This is a genomic window from Ensifer sp. Root954, from assembly GCF_001429005.1.
Lineage (GTDB): Bacteria > Pseudomonadota > Alphaproteobacteria > Rhizobiales > Rhizobiaceae > Ensifer > Ensifer adhaerens.
Map to the genome: position 1 here is coordinate 324,537 of NZ_LMJM01000001.1, position 17,686 is coordinate 342,222.

Annotated in this window: 18 protein-coding genes and 1 pseudogene; 7 read left to right on the plus strand and 12 right to left on the minus strand. The window is 63.8% G+C overall.

From position 1 onward, the window contains the following. Window positions 1-350, plus strand: a 350-nt coding sequence (locus tag ASE71_RS01355) for a hypothetical protein (RefSeq protein WP_320410575.1), incomplete at its 5' end; no start/stop codon positions are given. A 5-nt stretch (window positions 351-355) separates the two neighbouring features. Here the strand turns inward: ASE71_RS01355 and ASE71_RS01360 are convergent. Continuing rightward, complete coding sequence (locus ASE71_RS01360; protein ID WP_060522061.1) at window positions 356-1,447, minus strand: citrate synthase/methylcitrate synthase; 1,092 nt, start codon at window positions 1,445-1,447, stop codon at window positions 356-358. Window positions 1,448-1,522: 75 nt separating this feature from the next. Here ASE71_RS01360 and ASE71_RS01365 point away from each other — a divergent pair, with 75 nt between their 5' ends. The 3 genes and pseudogenes from ASE71_RS01365 to ASE71_RS01375 form a co-directional block, all read left to right on the plus strand. Then, window positions 1,523-2,653: a citrate synthase gene (locus tag ASE71_RS01365; RefSeq protein WP_060522062.1), complete on the plus strand. Its 1,131-nt coding sequence runs from the start codon at window positions 1,523-1,525 to the stop codon at window positions 2,651-2,653. A 327-nt stretch (window positions 2,654-2,980) separates the two neighbouring features. Next, complete coding sequence (locus tag ASE71_RS01370; protein ID WP_060521864.1) at window positions 2,981-3,427, plus strand: hypothetical protein; 447 nt, start codon at window positions 2,981-2,983, stop codon at window positions 3,425-3,427. A gap of 195 nt (window positions 3,428-3,622) precedes the next feature. Then, window positions 3,623-4,801 (plus strand): annotated as a pseudogene (locus ASE71_RS01375) (Do family serine endopeptidase); the annotation flags it as partial. A gap of 81 nt (window positions 4,802-4,882) precedes the next feature. On the opposite strand, the gene ASE71_RS01380 reads toward ASE71_RS01375, so the two are convergent. Continuing rightward, window positions 4,883-5,914, minus strand: a complete 1,032-nt coding sequence (locus tag ASE71_RS01380; RefSeq protein ID WP_034801707.1) for a helix-turn-helix domain-containing protein — start codon at window positions 5,912-5,914, stop codon at window positions 4,883-4,885. 196 nt (window positions 5,915-6,110) lie between these two features. On the opposite strand from ASE71_RS01380, the gene ASE71_RS01385 reads away from it, so the two are divergent. Continuing rightward, window positions 6,111-7,172 carry an alpha/beta hydrolase family protein gene (locus tag ASE71_RS01385; protein ID WP_060521863.1) on the plus strand — a complete coding sequence of 354 codons (1,062 nt, stop codon included), beginning with the start codon at window positions 6,111-6,113 and terminating at the stop codon, window positions 7,170-7,172. Between the two features lie 126 nt (window positions 7,173-7,298). Here the strand turns inward: ASE71_RS01385 and ASE71_RS01390 are convergent, their stop codons facing one another. Beyond that, window positions 7,299-7,940 carry a dihydrofolate reductase family protein gene (locus tag ASE71_RS01390; RefSeq protein ID WP_060521862.1) on the minus strand — a complete coding sequence of 214 codons (642 nt, stop codon included), beginning with the start codon at window positions 7,938-7,940 and terminating at the stop codon, window positions 7,299-7,301. Between the two features lie 107 nt (window positions 7,941-8,047). Between ASE71_RS01390 and ASE71_RS01395 the strand changes: the two genes are divergently transcribed. Together ASE71_RS01395 and ASE71_RS01400 are read left to right on the plus strand one after the other, a co-directional pair. Next, complete coding sequence (locus tag ASE71_RS01395; protein ID WP_060521861.1) at window positions 8,048-8,371, plus strand: ArsR/SmtB family transcription factor; 324 nt, start codon at window positions 8,048-8,050, stop codon at window positions 8,369-8,371. 9 nt (window positions 8,372-8,380) lie between these two features. Further along, window positions 8,381-8,860 carry an SRPBCC family protein gene (locus ASE71_RS01400; protein ID WP_034801716.1) on the plus strand — a complete coding sequence of 160 codons (480 nt, stop codon included), beginning with the start codon at window positions 8,381-8,383 and terminating at the stop codon, window positions 8,858-8,860. Between the two features lie 141 nt (window positions 8,861-9,001). Here ASE71_RS01400 and pcaD read toward each other — a convergent pair whose 3' ends face one another. From pcaD to ASE71_RS01445, 9 genes are all read right to left on the minus strand, one after another. Further along, the gene (gene pcaD / locus ASE71_RS01405; RefSeq protein ID WP_060521860.1) at window positions 9,002-9,784 is read right to left on the minus strand and encodes a 3-oxoadipate enol-lactonase; all 783 of its coding nucleotides are present in this window, start codon (window positions 9,782-9,784) and stop codon (window positions 9,002-9,004) included. 165 nt (window positions 9,785-9,949) lie between these two features. Then, a complete protein-coding gene (locus tag ASE71_RS01410; protein ID WP_082566574.1) occupies window positions 9,950-11,284 on the minus strand; it encodes an MFS transporter in 1,335 nt (444 codons plus the stop codon). Between the two features lie 36 nt (window positions 11,285-11,320). Further along, window positions 11,321-12,109, minus strand: a complete 789-nt coding sequence (benD, locus tag ASE71_RS01415; protein WP_034801719.1) for a benzoate diol dehydrogenase BenD — start codon at window positions 12,107-12,109, stop codon at window positions 11,321-11,323. Next, the gene (gene benC / locus ASE71_RS01420; RefSeq protein WP_034801720.1) at window positions 12,106-13,134 is read right to left on the minus strand and encodes a benzoate 1,2-dioxygenase electron transfer component BenC; all 1,029 of its coding nucleotides are present in this window, start codon (window positions 13,132-13,134) and stop codon (window positions 12,106-12,108) included. Before benC ends, benD begins: the two co-directional genes overlap by 4 nt. A gap of 34 nt (window positions 13,135-13,168) precedes the next feature. Continuing rightward, a complete protein-coding gene (benB, locus tag ASE71_RS01425; protein WP_034801721.1) occupies window positions 13,169-13,657 on the minus strand; it encodes a benzoate 1,2-dioxygenase small subunit in 489 nt (162 codons plus the stop codon). Next, on the minus strand, window positions 13,654-15,012 hold the full coding sequence (locus tag ASE71_RS01430; RefSeq protein WP_060521859.1) for a Rieske 2Fe-2S domain-containing protein: 1,359 nt from the start codon (window positions 15,010-15,012) through the stop codon (window positions 13,654-13,656). Before ASE71_RS01430 ends, benB begins: the two co-directional genes overlap by 4 nt. Window positions 15,013-15,112: 100 nt before the next feature. After that, entirely contained in the window at window positions 15,113-16,051 is a 939-nt protein-coding gene (gene catA / locus ASE71_RS01435) for a catechol 1,2-dioxygenase (RefSeq protein WP_034801723.1), read from the minus strand. A gap of 75 nt (window positions 16,052-16,126) precedes the next feature. After that, window positions 16,127-16,417, minus strand: a complete 291-nt coding sequence (catC, locus tag ASE71_RS01440; protein WP_034801725.1) for a muconolactone Delta-isomerase — start codon at window positions 16,415-16,417, stop codon at window positions 16,127-16,129. A 10-nt stretch (window positions 16,418-16,427) separates the two neighbouring features. Then, the gene (locus ASE71_RS01445; protein WP_060521858.1) at window positions 16,428-17,609 is read right to left on the minus strand and encodes a muconate/chloromuconate family cycloisomerase; all 1,182 of its coding nucleotides are present in this window, start codon (window positions 17,607-17,609) and stop codon (window positions 16,428-16,430) included. Between the last annotated feature and the right edge of the window lie 77 nt (window positions 17,610-17,686).

The window sequence follows — 17,686 nt, forward strand, 5'->3', positions numbered from 1 at the left end:
TGAGGAGGAATGTGATGGAGAGCACCACCGTGTCGACAAGCCATGGAAATGCGGTTGCCGAAACGAACGCGGCGCAAAGGCGCCCCGGCGACATGGGGGAGCTAAAGAGGATGTTTGCGTCCAGGGCGCTCAGACTTCCGCGGCAGCTCGAACAGATCGCCCTGGTCGCGCTGGCAAAGCCGGACCTCGTCGCCTTTGGCAGCGCCCGCTCGATCGCGCTTGCCTGCGCCGTCTCGCCGACGACGGTCGCCCGTTTTGCGACCGTCCTTGGTTTCGATGACTTCCGCGACCTGAAGGCGTTCTTTCAACAACACCTGCGAAATGCGCGGATGGTCTCCGCCTCAGCATAGAACACTCACGCGGCCTGTTGCGGCAGCGGCCCGACATAGAGCGAACGCGGCCGGATAAGGCGGCCTTCCAGCGCCTGCTCGCGGGCATGGGCGATCCAGCCGACGGTGCGACCGATCGCGAACACGCCGGTGAAGGCGTCGCGCGGGAAGCTCAGCGCATCGAGCAGCAGCGCCGTGTAGAACTCGACGTTGACGTCGAGCGGGCGGTCGGGCTTGCGCACCTTCAGGACGGCGAGCGCCGATTGTTCGACCTCTTCTGCCAGTTGAATGCGATCGCGGTTGGCCGGATGCGCAGCGATCAGTCGTTTCAGCGCGCCCTTCAGCGCATCGGCGCGGGGGTCGCGGACACGATAGACACGGTGGCCAAAGCCCATCAGCCGTTCGCCGTGGTCGAGCGCGTCGGAAAGCCAGGCCGCCGCATTCTCAGGCGTTCCGATCGCGTCCAGCATGTCGAGCACCGGACCAGGCGCACCGCCATGGAGCGGCCCCTTGAGCGCCCCGATGGCGGCAAGCACCGAAGAGGTGAGACCGGCCTTGGTGGAGGCGACCACGCGCGAGGCGAAGGTCGAGGCGTTGAGGCCGTGGTCCGAGATCGTCACCAGATAGGCGTCGAGCGTCGCCACTTCTTGTCTGCTCGGCACCTTGGCACAGAGCATCGCCAGGATATCGCCGGCGTGCGACAGCGCCGGCGTCGGCGCGACCGGAGCTTCACCGCTCTTCATGCGCAGCGCCGCCGGCAGGAAGACGGCCGGCGCGGCGAGCAGACGTAGGGCCGTATCGAGGTCCTCCCCATCCGGGAGCCGGGCGATGAGCGCGCGCATGATGTCGACCGGCGGCAGTTCCAGCAACGCATCGTCGATGGCGCCAATATGGGCGAACACTTCCGCTCGCTTCTCACCCAGACGCTTCGCGAGTTCAACCCGGTCCGGCATCGGCCCCAGCAGCCCCTCGAACAACAGCGCCACGACATCCTCATAGCTTGCGTGGCCGGCCAGGTGATCGAGCGAGACGCCGCGGATGATCAACTGACCCGCCTCGCCGTCAACATGGGAGAGCTGCGTTTCGGCGGCGACGACGTCTTCAAGTCCGTTCTTCATCATCAAGTTTCTCCTTTACGCCGAGGATGATCCGACCTAGACCTATTGACGTCAATCTTGATGCAATTGATCAACATGAATACACTCTGGATCACCGCCGAAGAGGCGCTCGCCAAGCTCGGCAGCAAACGGCAGACGCTCTATGCCAATGTCAGCCGCGGCCGCATTCGCGCCAAGCCCGACCCTGCCGACCCGCGCCGCAGCCTCTACCAGGCCGACGACGTGCACCGGCTGGCCGAGCGCCACGCCGGCAGGCGGCAGGCGGCGGTCGTGGCGGCCGAGACGATCCGCTGGGGCGAGCCGGTACTGCCAACGACGATCTCCAGCATCGCCGGAGGGCAGCTCTCCTACCGCGGCAGCAACGCGATCGAACTTGCCACCACAGCAACCCTGGAGGAGGTCGCCGCCCTGCTCTGGCTGACACCGGCGGCGGTTGTTGTTCCAGCGCACGATCCCGGCAGCAGCCAATCGCGGCTAGCAACGACCTTTACGCTTCTCGCCGGGCGCATCGAAGCCGACCTGCCGGCGCTCGGACGCAGGCCCGCCATCCTGAAGGCCGAGGCCGCCGAGGTGCTGGCGACCGTTGCCGCCGGGCTTGCGCCGTCGCGGGAAACCGTGCCGCTGCACGAGCGCCTGGCGCAAGGCTGGGAGCGGCCGGAGGTGGCGGAGCCGATCCGTCGATGCCTGGTGCTGACGGCGGAACACGAGCTCAACGTTTCCGCCTTTGCAGCACGGGTCACCGCGTCGTCCGGCGCCGCACTTTCCGCCGCCACACTTTCGGGTCTTGCCACCCTCACCGGCCCCAGGCACGGCGGCGCCTGGCTGAGCGTCACGCGGCTTGCCGAACAGGCGGCCGTGGGCGGGGTGCGCGAGGCGATCCGTACCATGCTGTCTTCGGACGGCGTGGTCCGGGCTTTCGGCCACAGGCTCTATCCGGACGGCGACCCGCGCGCGAAGGCCATCATGTCGAGCTTCGACGTGCCGCCGCTCTATGCCGCGCTGGCCGAGGCCGGCGAGGAACTGCTCGGAGAACCGGCCAATCTCGACTTCTCTCTGGCGGCGCTCGCTGCCGCCTATGATCTACCCGATGACGCGCCGATGGTGATATTCGCCCTTGCACGCACCGTCGGCTGGCTCGCGCACGCGATGGAACAGGTCGTCAGCGGCGATCTGATCCGGCCGCGCGCCCACTATGCTGGATCGTAGCTCCCTCCTCCGCGCCCTCAGCCCTAGGCTCGATTGACTAGAAAAGGCGCGGGCGGGCGGCCGCAAAAGGGCCACAATACGCGCTTGGGGAAAGAATATCCGTCAATCGGGAGCGAATTGGCCTTTATTAAATAATGTTAATGAAGCGGATTTCCGGAGATGTTTGCCGAAATATTACGCGTTATTAACATGACGGCGGCGCATGGAAGTAATACCTTCATTTTCGAGGCTGAATATTGCCGGCGACCGCTTCGGCCGTGACGCGACAATAGGAGACAGCCTCGAACGGAAGCGCGCGGCGCTTCCTTCAATTCAGGAGATGCAGTCATGCGCTCGCCTTTCAAGACCACCACCATCGCAACCGTCGCCCTCGTTCTCTTAAGCGGTGCCGCCTTTGCTGCCGATCACCACGATTTCGGCCGCGACAACGACAAGGGTGCCTATACCGGCGATTACTACCAGGGCATTTTCGCCCAGGACGACATGGCAACCCCGGCCATGCCGGTCTACCGGACACCGACCCACATGGCATCGACGCGGCTCGATCACGTCCTGCATGAACTCCGGGTCGACAACCACCGCATCAACGCCGACCGCGAACAGGGCAAGCTGACGGCAGCAAACTACAGGAAGCTTGAACGCGAAGACGGTGCTGTGCGCGCCGACGCCGTCAAGACCGCCGCCGCCCATCACGGCATGCTGCCGGCCCAGTCCTACGCCCGGCTCCAGGGTGACGTTCGCCATCTCGACCGCGACATCGCCCGAATGGCTTGACCGACACGTTGAGGCTCACCCGGTTTCGGGTGAGCCGTAACCGATGGGGCCGGGCCCGCTCAAGGGCCTGGTCCTTCGGCAACCAGACCGCCCACTTAATCCAATGCCGGCCGACGGTGCGCCGCAGACCCGACCTGGCTCGGGCTGCGTCCGGCCAAGTTCGTCCGGCAAACAGGCAGCGAAAGGAACAGGATCATGTCAAACATTCTCACGAGGTATCGAGCTGCCGCCCTCCTTGGCGCAGCCGTCATCATTGCGCCCTTGTCCGTAGCAGCCTTCACAGGCCATGACGTGGTCGCTGCGGCGGCCAGTCCGGCCGTTGCAGTCCCGGCCACATCCGGCGGATCCTTCGCGCCGGTCGTGTCGGCAGACAAGCCGGCGGTCGTCACCGTGACGACCGTGATCAAGGCCGACAACGTGGGCACGAGCGAACCGACGCAACCGGGCGGAAACTCGCCCTTCGACGAACAATTCCGCCAATTCTTCCACGATCAGGGCATCCCCTTGCCGGACCAGGCGCCTGAGCAGCGTCAGCCTCAACGGGCCGAAGCGCTCGGCTCAGGTTTCATCGTGACCGCGGACGGCTACGTCGTCACCAACAACCACGTCATCGACAAGGCATCGAGCATCATGGTGACGCTCGACGACGGCACGCAAGTGCCGGCCAAGCTTGTCGGCGCCGACCCGAAGAACGACCTCGCGGTCCTGAAGATCACGGCGCCGAAGCCGCTCGCAACAGTTGCCTGGGGTGATTCCGACACCTTGCGGGTTGGCGACCAGGTGCTGGCGATCGGCAACCCGTTCGGCATCGGCACGACGGTCACCTCGGGGATCGTCTCGGCGCGCGGCCGCGACCTGCACAGCGGTCCCTATGACGATTTCATCCAGATTGACGCCCCGATCAACCACGGCAATTCCGGCGGACCGCTGGTCGATGCAAAGGGCCAGGTGGTCGGCATCAACACGGCGATCTATTCGCCGAACGGCGGTAGCGTCGGCGTCGGCTTCGCCATCCCCTCGGACCAGGCGCAGAAGGTCGTCACTGAATTGATGAAGGATGGTTCGATCCAGCACGGCTTCATCGGCGTGCAGATACAGCCGGTCACGGCTGATATCGCCGACGCCATCGGCCTTGCCCAGCCGGAGGGCGCGCTCGTTGCCGGCGTCAATGGCGGAACGCCCGCCGCCAAGGCCGGCATCAAGGCCGGCGACATCATCATCGCGCTTGGCGGCAACCCGGTGAAGTCGCCGCGTGACCTGTCGCGCATGGTCGCCGACCTCTCGCCCGGCACCTCGAAGAACCTGAGCCTATGGCGGACCGGCAAGACGAAGGATGTTGCGATCACGATCGGCGACAATGCCGCAGACCAGCAGTAACCGTCGCAAGTACGTCACCGCACACCTTGCCTCCAACCAGCCCGGCCGCACCGCGGCCGGGCATCGCCATGGCATCAGTCAGGCGGCAAGCGCTCCGGTCCGGTTCTGCTCGCGCCAGGCGACGGGGCTCAAGTCGGTGACGCGGCGAAACTCGCGATTAAAATTCGATTTCGTCTGAAAGCCGGATTCCAGCATGGCCGCGGTCACCGACATGTCGGTTTCGCGCAACAGCCGGCAGGCCTCAGCAATCCGGATATCGTTGATGTATTGCGAGACGTTCTTGCCCGCCAGCCGATTGACGGCGGTCGATATCTGCCGGGCGGGCAGGCCCGCGCGCCGCGCCAGACGTGACAAGGTGAGGTTTTCGTCGCGGGCCAGTTTCTGACTGACGAGCAGTTGATCGATCCTGTCGAGGATTTCGCGGTCCTGCGGCTTTGCAACAGGATCCTCGTCGGTGACCGCGCCGGCGGCCGGAAGCGCACGCGCACGGTCCGCGACCATGGCTGTCAGCCCGATGAAGAGCAGGCCCAGCAAGTTCGCGTTACTGACGATGAGGCCGATATTCGCGCCCCTCGTCCATTCGAAATCCAGAAGGATCGCAAGATCGAAGAGCGCCGAAAGGCAGAGCGAGAACGCGGCAATGAGCAAGGCGCGGTGCGCCGCGGCCGCACCTTCGAAGCGCGCTTCCTCCAGCGCATCCGTACCGACGCGCGCCAGGTTCAGGAGCGCCAGCGCGTATCCGACATATTCGACGATCAAGGCGAAATCGATGTAGCGCGGCGCGAACAGCACGAGCGCGAACATACCGATCGTCGGCGCCGCATGGACCCACCCCGCCGCAGCAGCACTGCGCTCGTCTCTGCGGATCAGGCTGTGGAAACTCGCAAGCACCAGCGGCGGCACACCGCTCGCAAGCACCGGCAGCGCAAACTTCAACGCAGTGACGTCATAGCCCCAACGCAGCCCGACGATCACCGACTGGAGCGCACAGAGCGCCACCAGAGCGAGGAACGGCCGGTTGCGCCGCCCTGGCTCGTCGCCATGCAGCATGAACGCAAGCAGGATAAGAAGCAGCAAGGCGACGACGAACGGGAGCGGCAGAAAGATCAAGGCATGTCCTTCAGACAAAGGCGGGCAGACAAAGGCGGGCAGACAAACGGCAGGCAGGCGAGCGGCAAGCAGGCATTTCGATGGGCGGATCATTGCCCAGATCGCGATTCGGGACGACCTCAATCGCGATCGAGGACGCGGACAAGCGGGGCGTCGGTGACGATCGGCCGTCTTTTCCAACACAGCGAGATGCCCAATGCCCCTCCTCCAGTTCATTCCCGCCGCTGCCTTCCTTCTGAGCCTGGCCGCCTCGGCGCAAGCCGATGACGTCGGCGTCCGCGAGATCGACGTTGCCGCACCGAAGCGGGAACGCCAACTCGCCGTCACCGTCTGGTATCCCGCCAAAGCCGGCGGTGAGCCGGTGCTTGTCGGCGACAATCGCATCTTCGAGGGATCGCCCGCATCGAAGAACGCCCCCTTGCGCGAGGGCCGGTATCCGCTGGTGGTTCTGTCCCATGGTTCGGGCGGCCGCGTCGAGGCGATGAGCTGGCTTGCGGCCGAGCTCGCGGCGGCCGGCTTCATCGTCGCCGGCCCCAACCATCCCGGCACCACCAGCGGCGACTCGACGCCTGCCAACACGCCGAAGCTTTGGGAAAGGACGGCCGACCTCTCGGCATTGATCGACACGTTCACCCGGGATCCGCAATGGAGCGCTGCAATCGACCCCGGGCGGATCGCCGTCCTCGGATTCTCTCTCGGCGGCTCGACCGCCATGGAGATTTCAGGGGCAAGAGCGAGCCTCGAGGCCTATGCCGGCTACTGCGACAGCTACGGCAAGTGGGATTGCGCCTGGTTCGTCGGCGGCAGGGGCTATGTCGACGACACGCCGGTCGACGTCGACAAGCTCGATCTTCGCACCGTCGACAAGGCGCGTTTCGAGCAGTCGAACCGGGATCCTCGGATCAAAGGCGCCGTACTCGTCGACCCCGGCCTCGCCCAGGCCTATGTGGAAGACAGCCTCAAGGCGATCGCGATCCCGATGCATTTCATCAATCTCGGCAGCAAGGAGACGATCCCGCTTGCGGTCGCTTCCGAGCCGCTGGCGGCGCTGACGCCGAAGGGCTCCTATGCCACGGTCGCCGGAGCGGACCACTTCAGCTTCCTGCCGATATGCAAGGACGGCGCTGCCGAACTGCTTAAATCCTTCGGCGAGGTCGATCCGATCTGCGAACCGACGGAACGGCCTCGCGTGGAGATCCATGCGGATATCGCCAAGCTTGCCCGTGAGGCCCTGCAGAAAACACTGGCGGATCGATAGCATCGTCATACTGGCCACAGGGCGATGACACGCGTCGCCCTGCGCTCGGTCTGTTCGATTTCGGTCTTGCCCGGAGAGATGGCATCGTCCGAGGAGACGAGAAGCTGCCATCGCTCTGGTCCGCTGCTAGCGCTGAAACGTGAGGTGGACGGTCCCACTCTCGGCCGTTTCTGCCTTGACGGTGTAGCCGGCCTCCAACCCGCGCAGATCGTCCCAAAGACGGATACCCCGCCCGAGCAGGATGGGTGTGATTGCCACATGCAAGCTATCGACAAGGCCTGCCTTGAGATAGGCGCGCACGACCGTGGGTCCGCCGCCAATACGGACATCCTTACCGTCCGCGGCGCTCGTCGCCTGCTGGAGTGCATCGGCAAGGGACGTGTTCAGAAAATGAAATGTGGTGCCTCCGGCCATCTCGATCGGAGGCCGCGGCTTGTGCGTGAGCACGAAGACCGGGACGCGAAACGGAGGTTCTTCCCCCCACCAGCCGCGCCAGTCGGGATCGTTTGGGTGAGCGTGAAATCCAAACATGGCGGCGCCCATAATCTCAGCACCGATGTTTGAGAAGTATGACTGCGCATATTGCTCATCGACGCCCGTGGTGCCCGCTCCGGACGTGTCCTTGAACACGCGCTCCCGCATCGTTCGGGTCGCAGCATAGGCGGCAACCAGACGCGGCCAATCAGCGCCAAACGGATTGTCCGGGGTCTGATCTGTGGTTGTCGCGAAACCGTCCAGGGAAATGTTGAGATCGACACGAACTGACATTGGCCTCTCCTAATGGTAAGGTAGATGCCTTATTAATTTCACCCGAATACAAAGGCAAGTACCTTATTATCATTGACGCGCGTGCGCGGTCCGCTTTAGTGTGGCGCATGCCCTATCATTCGACCCCGCTTGACCTTGCCTTCCATGCACTCAGCGACCCGACGCGCCGCGCCGTTGTTTCACGGCTTGCGGACGGGGAGATGCCCGTGAGTGTCCTTGCCGAGCCCTTCGACATGGCACTGCCCTCCTTCGCCCAGCACCTCAAGGTGCTTGAAGATTGCGGACTTATCGCAAGCGAGAAACGTGGCCGCAGCCGCTGGTGTCGACTGGAGCGGGGGCGCTTCGAAGAGGCGGCAACCTGGATGGAAGCGGAGCGACGACGTTGGGCCGAACGGCTCGACCGATTGGAAGCCTATCTGGACAAGACGTAGGGAACGGCAATGGAACCGATTTTTGAGACCTGGTCGCCCGACCGCGAAATCGTTTTGGTCAAGGTGCTGAAGCACCCGCGACAAAAGGTTTTCGCCGCCTGGATGGACCCGCAAGCGCTGGCACAATGGTATGGCCCGGCTGGCTTCAGCATCGAGAACCATGAGGCTGACATCCGTGAGGGCGGGGTATGGCGCTTCGACATGGTGGGCGAGTTTGATGGTCGGCAGCAGCGCTTCCCCAGTCTGATGCGCTTCCTGAAGATCGTGCCCAACGAATTGATCGTAGTGGACTATGGCACTGCTGAGCCCGACGACCCCGATCGCTTCTATATGACGATTACTTTCGATGAACAGGCCGACGGCAAGACCGTGCTGACCCTGCGCCAGCTTCACCCAAGTCGCGAGCGCCGCCAAGCGGTCATCGACTTCGGCGCGGTGGAGTACGGGCTGCAGACGCTTGACAGTCTGGCCGCCTGGCTCGATGGCTGACGCGGCCCGCCTGGACGTTGGTCGCCGCCTTCATGATTGACCGCTTTCAGGATTGTTCGGAGCCACGTCTGAGCTTGCGACTGGCACCGTCGGCGAAGCCGTCGCCGCTCGTTCCGATCAAGTGACGGATCTGCGCGGCACCTATGGCCGAAGGAAGTCGAGAAGCTCCGAATTGAAGGCCTTTGCCGACTCGATATTGACGATATGCCGACCAGGCAGCGACAGGTGCCGGCCTCGCTGCACCCGGGCGGCGATATATTCGAGGTCCGCCGGCGGGCATACCGGATCGCCGTTGCCGGAGATGGCGAGCACGGGGTTGGCAATCGCTACGATCTCCTCCAGATCCGCGCCCGCGAGCGCGGTGCAGCCACCGATGTAGCCGTCCGTCGAGGTGGCGGTGAAGGCGCCCAGAATGCGATCGACGGCTTCTGCATGGCTGGCTGCAAACTGCGGGCTGAACCAGCGTTCTGCCGTGGCCGCGGCGAGCCCTGCGAGACCGTCCGCCCGAACGCTGTCGATGCGGGTGGCCCAGCTCTCGGGCGTCCCGATCCGCGCCGCCGTGGCACAGAGCACGATCTTGTCGAAACGTTTGCCGGCATGGATACCTAGCCATTGTCCGGTCAGGCCCCCGATCGACAGGCCGCAGAAATGTGTCCGCTCGATCCCCAGGCCATCCATGAGCGCGAGCACATCCTGGCCGAGGTCGGAGAGCGCATAGGGCGGCGGCGGCGCCGAGGACTGGCCATGACCGCGGCGATCGTAGCGCAGCACGCGGAAATGGGGCGACAGATCGGCGATCTGCGCATCCCACATGGAGAGGTCGGTGCCGAGCGAATTGCAGAAGAGCAGCCAGGGCGCGTTGCCGCTCTGGTCGCCTTCGATGCGGTAGTGAAGGCGATGGCTGGACAAGTCGAGATAGGCCATGAAACAGGAACTCCAATCGGGAAAGCCGCCAGCAATGGCGGCTTTGTCGTTCTTGGCGCAACATCGCGCCTCGGGTGGTACGCGCGCTGCAATAGGTAGATATCGACAGCGCGCGCTCAAGGGGCGGCAACCGATCCCTTCGCGGCCCGGCCGCCTCGCCTCGATCTATGCCGCCGCCAGTCGCGCGATCTCCACGCGGCGGGCGTTGCTGACCGCGAAGACCAGCATGGCGACAGCCGAGATCGCCGCCGGTACGGCGAAGATCGCGAAGTTCTGCTGCAGCGGAAGCTCCTGCGCCAGGAGCACGCCGCCGAGCGTCGGGCCGACGATCGCGCCGATGCGACCGACACCGGAGGCCCAGCCCAAACCGGTGGAGCGAACCGACAGGTTGTAGAGCTGCGCCACGCTGGCATAGAGCAGGATCTGCGTGCCGATCGTGGTGGCGCCGGCAACAAAGACCATCAGAAACAGGACACCCGTCGGCGGATTGAAGCCGATCAGCGCGATCGAGAAGGCGGCGGCAACGAAGAAACCGACCACCACCTTGGGCAGGCCGAAGCGGTCACCGAGCCAACCGCCGGCAATGGCGCCGACCATGCCGCCGAAATTCAGCGAGAACAGGCTGAGCAGGCTCGCCTTCTCGGCATAGCCAGCTTCCTGCAGCACCTTCGGCAGCCAGGACGACAAGAGATAGACGAGCAGTAGGCAGCAGAAGAATGCGACCCAGAGCATCACGGTGCGCAGGGTCCGCTGATGGCGGAAGAGTTCCAGCACCGATGCCGAGGCCCCCTTCCTCTCGGAGAAGACCAGCCTGTCGGTGGTACCGAGACGCGCGTTCGGATCGATCTTGGCATAGATGCGTTTGGCCTCTTCCTGCTTGCCCTGGCGGATAAGGAAGCCGAGCGATTCCGGCAGCTTCCAGAGGATCACTGGCAAGAGGAGCAGCGGCACGGCGGCGATGAAGAACATCGGCTTCCAGCCATAGGACGGGATGAGGCCGATACCGAGGCCGGCAGCGACCATGCCGCCGACGGAATAGCCGGAGAACATCAGCGCCACCAGCGTGCCGCGCAGACGCTTCGGCGCATATTCGTTCATCAGCGCCACCGCATTCGGCATCAAGCCGCCGCAGCCGAGACCGGCGAAGAACCGGAAGATCTTGAATTGCTCCGGCGAATTGGCAAAGCCGGTCAAAAGGGTTGAGAGCGTAAACAGCAGGAAGCTGATGGCGATTCCCTTCTTGCGGCCGATCCGGTCGGCGAGCGGGCCGAAGATCAGCGCCCCGAACATCATGCCGAACAGCGCCCAGGCCTGCAGCGCGCCGGCCTGCGGCTTGCTCAGGCCCCATTCGGCAATCAGCGTCGGCAGCACCGTGCCGGCGACGAAGACGTCGTAACCGTCGACGATCAACAGCAGCGCCGAGAGCACTACCACCATCCACTGGAAGCTCCCAAGCGGGCTCCCGTCAATTGCTTCATTCACATCGATCGTGCGCATCATCTCCTCCCCAGGTGTTAGCGCGTTGAAAAAGGTCCGTCAGCCGAGATCGCCGCCGGCGACCGGCAGAACACTGCCGGTGATGTAGGAGGCCTCGTCGGAGGCCAGGAACAGGATCGGCGCCGCTTGCTCTTCGATGCTGCCGTAGCGTTTCATGAAGCTCGACTGCTTCACCTGGGCGACGACGTCGCCCATCCAGGCCTTCTCGGCCTCATTGTCGCCTTCGGCATTGCGCGGGATGCGGCGCGGCGGCGCCTCGGTTCCGCCCGGTGCTGTGGCAACGACGCGGATGTTGCGGTCGGCAAGCTCCATCGCCAGCGACTGGGTGATGGCATTGACGCCGCCCTTGGCCGCCGAATAGGGCACGCGGTGAATGCCGCGTGTGGCATTGGACGACACGTTGACGATGGTGCCGCCACCGCGGGCAAAGAGATGCGGCAGCACCGCATGGCAACAGTAGAGGGTCGGCATCAGCGAGCGGCGGATCTCTGCATCGATCTGCACCGGTTCGAATTCGGCAAAGGGACGCATGCGGATGGCGCCGCCGACATTGTTGATCAGGATGTCGATGCCGCCGAATTTTTCCGCGGCAAAGTGCATTGCTGCGGCTGCCCCCTCGTGCGTTTCAAGATCGGCTACGAAGGCAGCCGCCCATTCACTGCCGGCCTCCGCCGCCACCTCGGACACGAAATCGGCGCGGTCGACAAAGAGAACCTTGCCGCCTTCAGCCACGGCACGCAGCGCCACGGCGCGGCCGATCCCTTGCGCGGCACCGGTGACGACGATTGCCTTGCCGGCAAACCGTCCTTCGAAACGAGCGGAGGTCATGCTGCCTCCTTCGCCACCGCATTGGGCGTGAACTTCTCATAGTGGAAACTGTTGGGCCTTACGCCGGTGTCGTCGAGATGCTTGCGCACTGCGTCCACCATAGGCGGCGGGCCGCAGAGATAAACGTCGACATCGCCGCCGTTCAGCACGTCCTCGGGCATGTGCTGGGTCACCCAGCCCTTGCGCGGATGGCTGGAGGCGACATCCGCCACCACCGTGTCAAAGGTGAAGTTGGCAAGCCGCTTGGTATAGGCTTCGATCTCGTCGACAAGCACCAGATCGAGGTCGCGGGTGACGCCGTAGATCAGATGCACTTTCTGCTCCGGGTTGGTGCGGGCCAGAACCTCAAGCATCGACAGGAATGGCGCAAGACCGGTGCCACCGGCGAGGAAGAGCAGGGGGCGCTGAACCTCGCGCAGATAGAAACTGCCGAGCGGCCCGGTCAATTCCAGTTTCGTGCCGACTTCGGCGTGTTCCAGCCACGTGCTCATCAGCCCGCCCGGGATCTTCTTGATCAGGAAGCCGACGCGCGTCTCGCCCGATGCCGAGGAGAAGGAATAGGAACGGCTCTGGCCGCTGCCGGGCACGTCGATGTTGACGTACTGCCCCGGCAGAAAGGCCGGCGCTGCAGCGCCCTCGATATCCAGTTCGAGCACGATCGCCGCATCGTTGTGCGGGACGACGCTTGCCACACTCGCCGTAAACTTCTGCTGTCCGGTCTTACAGGCCGCTGCTGTCGTCGGCACCGCGATGACGCAGTCGCTCGACGGCTTCATCTGGCAGGTCAGCACCAGTCCGCTTGCCGCCTCGTCCGCTGTCAGCGCATCGTCGATGAAGTCGTCGCCGAGGTCGTAGGCGCCGCTTTCGGCGCGGCACTTGCAGGTGCCGCAAACCCCGTCCGAACAGTCCATCGGCAGGTTGATCTTGTTGCGGAAGGCGGCGTCGAGCACCTTCTCATCGTCCCTGCATTCGACGAAGCGGGTGACGCCGTCCTCGAAATTCAAAGCGATCCTGTAGCTGGCCATGGTTGTTCCTCCCATTCCTGTCAGGCGACGGCCGTCAGATGTGGTAGACGTCGATGACCTGGCGGATGTAGTCGTTCTTCAACACGATCTTCTTCCGTGAGATCAGCAGTTCACTGCCGCTCTTGCGGAGCGTGACGAACATGGTCCCGAAGAAGTGGTCGGTGACCTTGTAGCGGTGGTTGAGCGTGTGGAAGTTGTAGCGGAAGTCCGCCTCCTCGCCGCGATCGGCCACAAGCTCGACATTGGTGACGTTGTGGCTTGTGCGCGGCTCCGGCGTGGACGCTCCAGAGCGTTCGGTCTTGATGCGAAAGACGCGATCTTCCAGGCCATCGCGGCTCGGGTAATAGATCAGCGAGATCTGCGACTGCGGATCTTCGGTCAACTGATCGTCGTCGTCCCAGGCCGGCATCCAGTAGCTGACGTCCGGCGCATAGCAGGTCAGCCATTCGTCCCATTGCCGGTCGTCGAGCAGGCGCGCTTCGCGATAGAGGAAGGCGCAGGCGGTGTCATAGGAGATCGTCATGCGACCGCTCCCTGCTTTTCGGAGGCAAGTGCTGTGCGCATCACCTTCGCCCAATATTCGTGCTGGCGGACAAAGAGGCCTTCGTCTTCGCTGCGCTCGCCCGAGAGCAACGGTGCGATGCCCATGCGCCTGGCGTTCTCATCCGGACCGTCGATCCAGAGCGGCGCACCGCGAGAGAGATCGTTCCAGAGCGCGGTGATGCCGGCGTAACCCTGCTGGCAGGCGCGGAACTCCTCGAGATCGTCGGCCGTGCCCATGCCGGAGACATTGAAGAAATCTTCGTATTGGCGGATGCGCAGCGTGCGATCGGCCGCATTTTCACCCTTCGGCGCGAAGCAGAAGATGCTGATCTCGGTCTTGTCGACGCTGATCGGACGGGTGACGCGGATCTGCGTGCTGAACTGGTCCATCAGGAAGACGTTCGGATAGAGGCAGAGATTGCGGGTCTGGTTGACGATGAAATCCGCCTGCACCTCGCCGACGCGCGCCTTGATCTCCTCGCGGTGGCTGTAGATCGGCCGGACCTCCGGGTTCATGGTGTTGGTCCAGAGCAGGATGTGGCCGTTGTCGAAACCGTAGACGCCGGCAATCGAGCGGCTCCAGCTCGAGGCATCGACCGCCTTTGTGCCCTCCTCGTTGCGCCGGCCCATAGTGGCGGCATAGTTCCAGTGAACGGAGCTGACGTGATAGCCGTCGCAGCCGTTCTCCATCTGCAGCTTCCAGTTTCCGTCGTAGATATAGGAGGAATTGCCGCGCAGTACCTCGAGACCGTCAGGCGCCTGGTCGACGATCTGGTCGATGATGACTTTCGTTTCGCCGAGATAGTCCTCGAGCGAGGTGACATCAGGATTGAGGCTGCCGAACAGGAAGCCGCGATAGCTCTCGAAACGGGCAACGCGCTTCAGGTCGTGCGAACCGTCTTTGGCAAACTGCGGCGGATACTGCGTCGTCTTCTCGTCCTTCACCTTCAGGAGCTTGCCGGTGTTGGAGAAGGTCCAGCCGTGGAAGGGACAGGTGAAGCTGCCCTTGTTGCCGTGCTTGCGCCGGCAGAGCATGGCGCCGCGATGGGCACAGGCATTGATGACGGCGTGCAGTTCGCCCGTCTTGTCACGGGTGACGACAACCGGCTGCCGGCCGATATAGGTGGTGTAATAGTCGTTGTTCTCGGGGATCTGGCTCTCGTGGGCGAGATAGACCCAGTTGCTCTCGAAGATGTGCTTCATCTCCAGCTCGAAGAGGTCTTCGCTGGTGAAGATGTCGCGGCGGCAGCGGAACGTGCCGGCCTCATGATCGTCCTCGACCGCGGTGGCGAGCAGGTCGTCGAGGGCTTGGGCTTTGTCGATAACGGCGGACATGGTTCTTCTCCCGCAAACGGCTGATCCGTGCTCGGCTCTAGCGATTGCAACAATGTCTGATGTCAGGGGGCGGCGGCTCAGTCGGCCGCCGCAGAGGTGATCAGGCGGCAGCGCGCTTACGCTGCTCGTTGATCTGGTTGTCGACGCCGTTCACCAGTGAGGTGAGATGGATGTCGAATTCGATCTCGGCGAAGGGGCCGGAGAGGTTGTTCGCCTTGATGCTCGCCTCGTCGGTCCGCTCGGTGACGTCAGGCACCAAGCCATCCCTCGTCGCATAGGCGAAGTCGTCGTTGACCAGCGGGTCGCCGGCGATGTTGATCTGGGTCGTCAGCTTGCGGTGCCCATCGGCGCTGATGAAGAAATGGATGTGGGCCGGGCGCTGGCCGTGACGGCCAAGGGCGGAAAGCAGCTGCTCTGTCGGGCTTCCCGGAGGCACGCCGTAGCCGTGCGGCACGATGCTTTGAAACTTGTAACAGCCCTTGGCGTCGGTGACGATCGTGCGGCGCATGTTGAACGGCGCCTGCAGGCCGGTCGGGTCGAAGTGCGAATAGAAACCGCGGGTGTCACAGTGCCAGACTTCGACCGTCGCGCCCTTCAGCGGCTGGCCGTCGGCATCATAGACGGTGCCGTGCATGATCAGCGTCTGGCCATTGGTGTCGCGGCCATCGTCGAGACGGGCGAAGCCTTCCGAGGCCGGTGCGCCGGCGACATAGAGCGGACCTTCGATGGTGCGCGGCGTCTGATTCTCGATGCCGAGCGCTTCGTCGATCGCGTCGAGACGTTCATCGAGGAAGTGATCGAGGCCGAGGCCGGGCGAGATCAGGCCGGCCTGGCCGGCAGCGCCGATCTCGTTCAGCCAGGCAATACCGGTCCAGTATTCGTCCGGGGTGATGTCGAGATCGTCGATCGCCTTGAACAGGTCAGACATCAGCCGGTGCACGATCTCTTTGACACGCGGGTTGCCGCCGTCCTTGTCGAGGCCGCTGAGAACCTTCAGGAAAGCTTGAGTCTCCGGCTTGTCGAAAATCTTCACGTTCATATCAATTCCTCCACTTGGATTGTCTTGAAGCTCAAGCCGCTTGCCAAACCTCCCGGCCGCGGCACGCACAAATTCTCAGCTATCGTCCTCGCGGATCGAGGATGGGTGCCGAAGCAGCGGCGTGACCTCGATCTGCATGAACTTGAACAGCGGCAGCCCCGAGAGGATCTCGTGCAGCTCGGCATTGTCCTTCACGTCGAAGACGCTGTAGTTCGCGTACTGCCCGGCGATCCGCCAGATATGCCGCCACTTGCCGCTCTGCTGCAGCTGTTGCGAATAGGCCTTTTCCCGGGCGAGGATCTCCGCCGCCTGCTCGGCAGGCAGATCGTGGGGAATGCGAACATCCATTCTGACGTGAAACAGCATGGCTCAGTCCTTACTTCGCAACGCTGATCGTCTTGCGCAGCCCGTCGCGCGCGAAGAATTTCAGCCGATCTTCATCGAGTTCGATCCCGAGCCCTGGAGCATCCGGCACCGTCAGCTCGAAGTCGCTGTAGTCGAGCGGCGTCGCCAGAATTTCCTCGGTCAAAAGCAGCGGACCGAAGAGCTCCGTGCCCCATTGCAGCTTGGCGAAGGTGGAAAACACGTGGGCTGACGCCACTGTGCCGACACCACCTTCCAGCATCGTGCCGCCATAGAGTTCAATGCCCGCGGCATCGGCGATGACCGCCACGCGCTGCGCATTGAACAGACCTCCGCTCTGTTCGATCTTGACCGCGAAGACGTCGGCCCCCTTGGTCTTGGCGATCTCGAAGGCGCTCTCGGGTCCGGTGAGGGACTCGTCGGCCATCAGCGCCAGCGGGAAACGGCGGACGAGGCGACCGAGCGCTGCGGTCGAAGCCACCGGCTGCTCGACCAGTTCACATCCGGCATCGGCGAGCGCTGCCATGCCGTAGGCGGCCTCAAATTCGCTCCAGGCCATGTTGACGTCGACGCGCACCGCGCCGCGCTCGCCGAGCGCCTTCTTGATCGCCGCCACATGGGCGATATCGTCCTTCAGCGGCCTGGCACCGATCTTCAGCTTGAAGATCCGATGACGGCGTAGCTCGAGCATCTTCTCGGCCTCGGCGATATCCTTGGCCGTGTCACCCGACGCCAGCGTCCAGGCGACCGCCAGGCGCTTGCGCAGTGCCCCGCCGAGCAGTTCGCTGATCGACAGACCCAGGCGCTTTCCATGGGCGTCGAGCAGCGCCGTTTCCACCGCGCTCTTGGCGAAACGGTTTTCCTTGATCGCCTTGCCGATGCGCGCCATCAGCGCCTTCACGTGGGTCGCGTCCTCACCGACCATGACAGGCGCAAAATAGGTATCGATCGCAAGCTTCATGCTTTCCGGGCTCTCGCCGCCATAGGCAAGCCCGCCGATCGTCGTACCCTCGCCAATGCCGACCGTTCCGTCGCTGCAATGGACCTTCACCAGCATCAGCGTCTGGCCGGTCATGGTCGCGACCGACAGCTTGTGCGGCCGGATGGTCGGCAGGTCGACCAGCATGGTCTCGACCCGTTCGATCACGGGGAAGAGGGCTGCTGTCGGGGCGATGGGTGCAAGGGTCGTGTTCATGACCTGAATGTGCGCCCACGCAGCGGGTGACGTCCAACACCAAATAGGTTACCTATGATACCTTGACGGTATAGTAT

What these genes read in the sequence shown, in the direction of transcription:
- ASE71_RS01360 (WP_060522061.1), bottom strand. Translation starts at nt 1,447, where the DNA reads ATGAAGAACGGACTTGAAGACGTCGTCGCCGCCGAAACGCAGCTCTCC.
- ASE71_RS01365 (WP_060522062.1), top strand. Translation starts at nt 1,523, where the DNA reads ATGAATACACTCTGGATCACCGCCGAAGAGGCGCTCGCCAAGCTCGGC.
- ASE71_RS01370 (WP_060521864.1), top strand. Translation starts at nt 2,981, where the DNA reads ATGCGCTCGCCTTTCAAGACCACCACCATCGCAACCGTCGCCCTCGTT.
- ASE71_RS01385 (WP_060521863.1), top strand. Translation starts at nt 6,111, where the DNA reads ATGCCCCTCCTCCAGTTCATTCCCGCCGCTGCCTTCCTTCTGAGCCTG.
- ASE71_RS01390 (WP_060521862.1), bottom strand. Translation starts at nt 7,940, where the DNA reads ATGTCAGTTCGTGTCGATCTCAACATTTCCCTGGACGGTTTCGCGACA.
- ASE71_RS01395 (WP_060521861.1), top strand. Translation starts at nt 8,048, where the DNA reads ATGCCCTATCATTCGACCCCGCTTGACCTTGCCTTCCATGCACTCAGC.
- ASE71_RS01400 (WP_034801716.1), top strand. Translation starts at nt 8,381, where the DNA reads ATGGAACCGATTTTTGAGACCTGGTCGCCCGACCGCGAAATCGTTTTG.
- pcaD (WP_060521860.1), bottom strand. Translation starts at nt 9,784, where the DNA reads ATGGCCTATCTCGACTTGTCCAGCCATCGCCTTCACTACCGCATCGAA.
- ASE71_RS01410 (WP_082566574.1), bottom strand. Translation starts at nt 11,284, where the DNA reads ATGATGCGCACGATCGATGTGAATGAAGCAATTGACGGGAGCCCGCTT.
- benD (WP_034801719.1), bottom strand. Translation starts at nt 12,109, where the DNA reads ATGACCTCCGCTCGTTTCGAAGGACGGTTTGCCGGCAAGGCAATCGTC.
- benC (WP_034801720.1), bottom strand. Translation starts at nt 13,134, where the DNA reads ATGGCCAGCTACAGGATCGCTTTGAATTTCGAGGACGGCGTCACCCGC.
- benB (WP_034801721.1), bottom strand. Translation starts at nt 13,657, where the DNA reads ATGACGATCTCCTATGACACCGCCTGCGCCTTCCTCTATCGCGAAGCG.
- ASE71_RS01430 (WP_060521859.1), bottom strand. Translation starts at nt 15,012, where the DNA reads ATGTCCGCCGTTATCGACAAAGCCCAAGCCCTCGACGACCTGCTCGCC.
- catA (WP_034801723.1), bottom strand. Translation starts at nt 16,051, where the DNA reads ATGAACGTGAAGATTTTCGACAAGCCGGAGACTCAAGCTTTCCTGAAG.
- catC (WP_034801725.1), bottom strand. Translation starts at nt 16,417, where the DNA reads ATGCTGTTTCACGTCAGAATGGATGTTCGCATTCCCCACGATCTGCCT.
- ASE71_RS01445 (WP_060521858.1), bottom strand. Translation starts at nt 17,609, where the DNA reads ATGAACACGACCCTTGCACCCATCGCCCCGACAGCAGCCCTCTTCCCC.